The organism is Wolbachia endosymbiont of Atemnus politus (assembly GCF_013309895.1).
The window spans coordinates 1-4219 of sequence record NZ_JAAXCS010000108.1; the positions used below are offsets into that span (position 1 = coordinate 1).

General features: G+C 37.4%; 3 protein-coding genes, 1 tRNA gene and 2 pseudogenes. 4 read left to right on the forward strand and 2 right to left on the reverse strand.

The features are described from left to right. Both HET73_RS09965 and HET73_RS09970 read left to right on the forward strand, forming a co-directional pair. On the forward strand, window positions 1-183 hold a 183-nt coding region (locus tag HET73_RS09965; protein WP_218939331.1), incomplete at its 5' end, for a hypothetical protein. Between the two features lie 23 nt (window positions 184-206). Then, entirely contained in the window at window positions 207-362 is a 156-nt protein-coding gene (locus HET73_RS09970) for a hypothetical protein (protein WP_174134196.1), read from the forward strand. A 116-nt stretch (window positions 363-478) separates the two neighbouring features. On the opposite strand, the gene HET73_RS06190 is transcribed toward HET73_RS09970, so the two are convergent. Next, window positions 479-563, reverse strand: a tRNA-Leu gene (locus HET73_RS06190). A gap of 46 nt (window positions 564-609) precedes the next feature. On the opposite strand from HET73_RS06190, the pseudogene tldD reads away from it, so the two are divergent. After that, window positions 610-2032 (forward strand): annotated as a pseudogene (gene tldD, locus HET73_RS06195) (metalloprotease TldD). A gap of 581 nt (window positions 2033-2613) precedes the next feature. Here tldD and prfB read toward each other — a convergent pair. Next, window positions 2614-3718, reverse strand: a protein-coding gene (gene prfB / locus HET73_RS06200; RefSeq protein ID WP_410543562.1) for a peptide chain release factor 2 whose coding sequence is annotated in 2 segments (ribosomal slippage) — window positions 2614-3660 and window positions 3662-3718 — 1104 coding nt in all. Because the reading frame shifts where the segments join, the coding sequence is not laid out codon by codon here. A gap of 413 nt (window positions 3719-4131) precedes the next feature. Between prfB and HET73_RS09135 the strand changes: the two are divergent. After that, window positions 4132-4219 (forward strand): annotated as a pseudogene (locus HET73_RS09135) (UvrD-helicase domain-containing protein); the annotation flags it as partial.

The window sequence follows — 4219 nt, forward strand, 5'->3', positions numbered from 1 at the left end:
GCTGCCATAACAGTACAGCCTAAAATGAAAAAAGTAGTAGAAATGAAAGGGATAATAGGAGGTTCAAAGGGTAAAATAGGTGTAATTCCTCCTGCTAGAAATGAAACATTAGATGCAATATCAAGACAGATCTTTGTTAGTTTTTTTGTCCTGGAGTGTTTTCGATGCCAAGCTGCTTATTAAGATCCTGCTTTTGGAAATGATCTTTGGATGATCATATATTTAAAGCAAACGAAAGTGCACTTAATATAGTGCCGACAATAGAACAATACGGGCTTAAAACAGAAATATTAAGGATTGATGCTACTATGTACCCAATGAAAAAAGTAGTAGATGGTGTAGTAACTAGACGTTTTAAGTAAGTTCTTTTTTTTTTCTGTTGGCAAGCTCCTTTTTCTCACGATTCATAAACTTAGGTATAGTTAATATATTATATTACAGCGTTAATTCGTTCAAAAAACAACATGAAAATTAAGAGTGCCCAAGAGAAGATTTGAACTTCCACAACTTGAAAAGTTACTAGCACCTGAAGCTAGCGCGTCTACCAATTCCGCCACCCGAGCTTTTTAGTTTAAAGGTGATGCCAGACAATATAAACCTAGAGATCAAATATTTTTTGCTCAAAACAATGTCAATATTAATAACGTATATAAAATAGTCAATAACGCTTTGAGTAATAGTGACGGTGGTAAGCTATTTTTAGAGTTTTGCCAATCAGAGTCCATGGTTTTTGATGATAACATATTAGAACACATGGATTTGAATACCAGATGGGGGTTTGGTTTAAGGTTCTTTTGCGAAGACAGTACGTCTTTTTGTTTGTTCTTCTGATATTAGCGAAAAGGAAATCAGTAATGCTGCTTCTATGGTGAAGAGTTCGGTGTCCTTAAACAAAACAAATTCAATGAGCTTAAGCAGGGAGACACAAAGCCTGTATCCAAGAATTAACCCCATAAATGAAATAGAACTGAACTCAAAAATTAAACTGCTCAACGAGGTTAACGAATATGTAAGATCCAAAGATATAACCGCGCAAAACAAGTAAAAATAACTCTTAGTGGAGAATGGCAAGTCGTACAAATAATAAAGGGGGATCACAGATTAAGCGACATCAGACCTCTAGTACGCTTTAATGTGCTAGTCATCGTAGAGAAAGATGGCCGCACTGAAAAGGGTTCTGCAGGACATGGTGGAAGGGATTCTTATAGTAAGTTTATTTCTGAGAAAAAGTGGAAAGAGGTTGCAAATCAAGCATTAGGACAAGCATTAGTAAATCTTGAAGCTGTTCCAACTCCAGCCGGAGAGATGACAGTTGTTCTAGGTCCAGGCTGGCCGAGAGTATTGTTACATGAAACTGTAGGCCATGGTCTTGAAGGCGATTTTAACCGTAAAGGAATCTCAGCATTTTCAAATTACATCGGTAAACAAGTAGCGGCTAGTGGCATCACAGTAGTTTATGATGGAACTCTGACTAATCTGCGTGGTTCTGTTAGCATAGATGGTGAAGGCACTCCGCCAGGTTATAATATATTGATAGAGGATGGAATCCTCAAAGGCTATATGCAGGATCATATGAACGCTAAACTCATAGGCGTAAATCTAACTGGCAATGGCAGAAGAGAAAGTTATAAAGAAGTTACTATGCCACGCATAACAAATACTTATATGTTGCCCGGAAAACATACACCAGAAGAAATAATGTCTAGCGTAAAAAGCGGGCTGTATGCAGTAAATTTCGGTGGTGGACAAGTTAATATAACGTCAGGAAAATTTGTTTTTTCATCTTCAGAGGCTTACTTAATAGAAAATGGCAAAATTACACAGCCAGTCAAAGGAGGAACGCTAATTGGTGATGGGCCAACAGTACTGAAAAAGTATCCATGATTGGCAACGACCTGAAGTTAGACCCCGGGGTCGGCACTGCTCGAAAGACGGGCAAAATGTACCTGTTGGGGTTGGTCAACCAACACTCAAAGTCGATGCAATCACAGTGGGTAGAACACAGAGGTGTAAATTAATAAAGCTGGCATAAAAACTTACTTGACAACCCCCGCCAATTTCATTACTGGCATTACCGTTTGAAAGCACGACTCAATGAATTTAAAAAAAATTATGTTTTCCATCCTGTCATTCAACAGAGACTTGTAGCTTGAGAAAATATTTAAGAAATTCACCCAATCGACAAAAAGGCAAAAGAAGCCCTGGTCATTTTCTATTTCCAGTATCGGCGTTCTTTAAGTCTTAAACGCTGCAATTTAGCTGATTTTAAGTGCAACTAACCTTAGCTTTAATGTCTAAGAAATTTACTAAAGCAGAAAAAAAGGCAAAGAAAACCCGAGGTAGCTAGTTATTCCACTCTCTATTTCAAAATTTGACGTTGGGTGCTGTCTTAAACAGCGCGTTTCAGCTTATATAGGAAAAACCCAAAGTTTTAAAAAGACATGCAGTGCACATTGTGCGAAAAATTAAACAATAGTACGTCAAAAATACAAGTTTTCTTGTCATTTTAATCCGCTGCAGAGATTGCGAAGTTAAATAAAATAGCTTCATTGTTATTGTAAGGGGATTGGCGGTGGTTGTCAAGGGGTTTTTTAGCATTTTTTATGACCCTTTCTAATTTTTATTAGTCAGCACACTAACTATGAAACAGTATATATTGCCATCAAAGACAGAATTTATATTGCCCACTTCATGTCCGGTTCTTAAATCTTTCACCATTTGATACGGATGTACGACGTATGACCTGATTTGATTACCCCAGCCTATATCGCACTTTTTGCCATACTCCTCAGCCATTTCCTGCTCTTTCTTCTCTAGCTCAATTTGGTATAAACGGCCTTTAAGTAACTTTAATGCCTCATTTTTATTCTGATGCTGGGAACGGCCGTTTTGGCATTGAACTATAACACCTGTTGGAATATGCGTAATGCGCACCGCACTCTCAGTTTTGTTTACATGCTGACCGCCTGCTCCAGAAGCGCGGTAAGCGTCGATCTTTAAGTCCTTCTCATCCACAGCAATATCAATTGAATCTTCTATCACTGGCGTTACTCCTATGCTTGCAAAGCTGGTATGACGTTTGCCGTTTGCATCAAATGGCGATATTCTAACTAGTCTGTGAATGCCACTCTCGCTTTTCGCCCATCCATAAGCTTTTTCCCCAATGATCTTTATCTCTGCAGATTTTATCCCAACTGACTCTCCCTCTAACTTTTCTACAATTTCAACTTTAAAGTTGTGATAAATCTCAGTCCACCTTACATACATGCGCATGAGCATTTCAGCCCAATCATTGCTCTCCATTCCACCAGCTCCTGAGTGAATTTCCAAGAAACAGTCGCTATTATCTGCTTCGCCAATAAATAAAGATTCTGTTTCCTTGCGCTTGATTAATTTCTCTAGCTTCACTAATTCATTTTCAACTTCAGAGAAAAATTCCTCGTCATTCTCATCGATAGCAGATTTCATTAAGCTGATAGCGTCATTGTAATCGCTTTCTAGCTTTAAAAACGACTCCACATCATTCTTAATCTTAGAACTTTCTTTTAAAATTTCTTGTGGCTTTTGGTTGTCTTGCCATAGGTTATCATCTGCAGCCTGAGGTTCTAGCTCTGCAAGGCGCAGCTTCAATTTTTCTACGTCAAAGACCCCTCTTGGTAACAGAAATACTCTTATCTAAGCTCTGAAAGTGTTCAAGAATTTCTAAATAAGTTTTCATTACGCCTTAGATTTTAATACATTCACTATCAATAGCAATAACAGTACACAAAACAGAAATTTAACCATATATCAGTTAATTTAGAACAATCTTATTATACTCTAAAATAAAATAAAAACAATTTTTCATATTTTGGATTCTTTTTATTAAAAAGTGATATTTCGAATCACTGTACGTGATTCTTCATCAGACTTTGTTAAGCCACGGTTACCCGTGATTGTGCTGATGCTGAAATATAGTGTAAGAGAAGAAATAAGCAAAGTTTTTTCACTTCCTTTTTCTTCATATTCATATCAATTTAGAACCAAAGCAAAGCAGGCAGTAGTCTTGGATTTAACCTCGAATTCGTTCATTTTTGAAGGATGAATTCACATATTGTGAAATATCGAATTCTACTTTTTCTGTAACCTGTACACGTGTTCCAAGAGCACTCAAATATTTGCTGTGTGGGAGATGACGACCAGTCAATATACAGCTGGCGTGGTGCAGAAGTTGAGAACA